The following is a 2,182-nucleotide window of genomic DNA, read 5'->3' on the forward strand; positions in this document are numbered from 1 at the left end:
ACCGGGTAGAGGGCGAAGACCCCGCCGCCGAGCAGGAACAGCAGCACCGCCAGCATCCCGAAGGAGAGCGGCAGCGTCAGCATGGCCGCCGAGATCACGATGCAGAAGGCGCTGATGCCGATCAGCACCATCTGGCGGTCGTGGCGGTCGGACCAGCGCCCGATCGGGTACTGCAGCAGCATCGCGCCGAGGATCACCACGGCCATCATCTGCCCCACCTGGTTGACGCTCATGCCGATGCGCTGCAGATAGAGCGGCAGCAGCGAGTAGGCAGCGGCGACCACCATGCCGGAACCGAGGCTTCCAATCACCCCGGTAGGCGTCATGGTGATCAACCGGTGCGGCGGCAAGGGCTCGGCGTGCTCGAGCAGCGGCGACACGCGGGGAATCATCGCCATCGGCAGCACGGAGAGCGAGGCCAGCAGGCCGACCACCATGAACGGTGCGGTCGCGCCCATGGCATCGACCGCGCCCAGCAGCAGCTGGCCGAGCACCCCGGCGGCGTAGAGCGCGATCATGTAGAGCGCCAGCAGCCGGCCGCGCACCTTCTGGTCGCCGGCGGTCAGAAGCCAGCTCTCGATGACCAGGTAAACGCCGACCGTCGCCCAGCCGCCGATCAGGCGCAGCGCGAACCACGCCCAGGGGTCGAAGAACAGCCCCTGCAGCAGCACCGTGACCGCCACCAGCGAGGCGAAGCTTCCGTAGGCGCGAATGTGGCCGATGCGCAGCAGCAGGCGGTCGTTGACCATCGCCCCGAGCGCCAGGCCGATGAAGTAGGCCGATGAGACGACCCCGATCAGCGTGGCGGACTCACCGGCGGCGTCCAGGCGCAGGGTGATCAGCGTGGCCAGAAAGCCGTTGCCGATGCCGAGAATGAAAAGCCCCAATAACGGCGCGAGCGCCATAGCCAAGAGTTGCCGCGACATGCCTACCTCACCTTTAACCGCCGATGGTTGAAACGAACGCCACACCGTTTTTAATGCCGGCACAGCTTCGAGGCAACCAAACGGGCGCGCAATTATTGCGCCCGGCGCCCCAAAGTCAACGCTTTTCGCCCAGGCGCCCCGGCACTTGGTGTTTTCGTCATCCAAAGCGTCCCTGGACAGCAATATCCTCTAGCGCGAGCGGCACGATTAACTGACACGCGGTGACCCGCTTGGCGTATCATCGAGGTTTTCGAAGAACGCCGATACAAAGGATCACGCATGCTCTCAGGCCTGGACCATCTCGTTGTAACCGTGACCGACATGGGGCGCGCCGTGGATTTCTACTCCCGCGTGCTGGGGCTGGACGTTCGCTACCGTGACGCCCAGCGGGTGGACCTCATGCTCGGCGACACCGCCCTTCGTCTGCACCAGACCGATACCGACATCGCGCCGGTCTCCGCCACCCCGACGCCGGGCAGTCTCGATCTCTGCCTGCGCTGCCAGCTGCCGCTGGCGGAGTTTCTGACCCACCTCGAAGCGCTGGCAGTGCCCGTCGAGCTCGGCCCGGTCGAGCGCCAGGGCGCCACGGGGCCGATCGAATCGCTCTACCTGCGCGACCCCGACGGCAATCTGCTGGAGATCTGCCGGCCGCTTTCGCGCTGAGCCTCGGGTGGTGCCATGGCCCGCGCGGCGCTATCATGGCCGCCTTCGACGCCGCCGCGGGCGGTCAACCTGCCAAAGGAGCGTGTATGCGCCACAACGCTGATGAAGCGCCCATCGAGGGTGAAATCGTGGACGAGCGCGTCGATGAACGCGCCCCGGCCACCGGCCCCGACACCACGGTGGCGCTGGTGGTCTACGCCCTTTTCCTGGCCAACTTCGTGACCGGTTTCACCATCATCGTCGGCGTGATCGTCTCTTACGTCTACCATGGCAACGGTCCACGCTGGCTCGACGAGCACTACCGCTACCAGATCCGCACCTTCTGGATCGGCCTGCTCTACTTGAGCATCGCGTCGCTGCTCACGCTCGTGCTGATCGGTTTCCCGCTGCTGCTGGCGCTGGCGGTGTGGTTCATCGTGCGCTGCGTCAAGGGCTTCAAGGGCATTCAGGAGAAGCGCGCGCCGAGCAACGTGGATAGCTGGTTGCTGTAAGCCATGGCCGGTTCTCGTACCTCTCGACTGCAAAGCTTCCAGGCGCGCGCCATCGGCGCGCTGTGGCGGTGTCTTTCCGGCTGGTCGCTGAAGGCGCTGTGG

At 65.9% G+C, this 2,182-nt stretch carries 3 protein-coding genes; 2 read left to right on the forward strand and 1 reads right to left on the reverse strand.

The annotated features are described in order from the left end of the window. Positions 1-926: MFS transporter (locus BIS11_RS15835; RefSeq protein ID WP_253586515.1), on the reverse strand; the 926-nt coding region annotated here is incomplete at its 3' end. Between the two features lie 279 nt (positions 927-1,205). On the opposite strand from BIS11_RS15835, the gene BIS11_RS15840 reads away from it, so the two are divergent. Together BIS11_RS15840 and BIS11_RS15845 are read left to right on the forward strand one after the other, a co-directional pair. Next, positions 1,206-1,589, forward strand: coding sequence for a VOC family protein (locus BIS11_RS15840; protein WP_253426721.1), 384 nt, complete (start codon positions 1,206-1,208; stop codon positions 1,587-1,589). A gap of 86 nt (positions 1,590-1,675) precedes the next feature. Further along, positions 1,676-2,080, forward strand: a complete 405-nt coding sequence (locus BIS11_RS15845; protein WP_253426723.1) for a DUF4870 domain-containing protein — start codon at positions 1,676-1,678, stop codon at positions 2,078-2,080. Positions 2,081-2,182: the final 102 nt, after the last annotated feature.

Origin of the sequence: Halomonas sp. 707D4, assembly GCF_024158685.1 — a bacterium.
Taxonomy (GTDB): domain Bacteria; phylum Pseudomonadota; class Gammaproteobacteria; order Pseudomonadales; family Halomonadaceae; genus Vreelandella.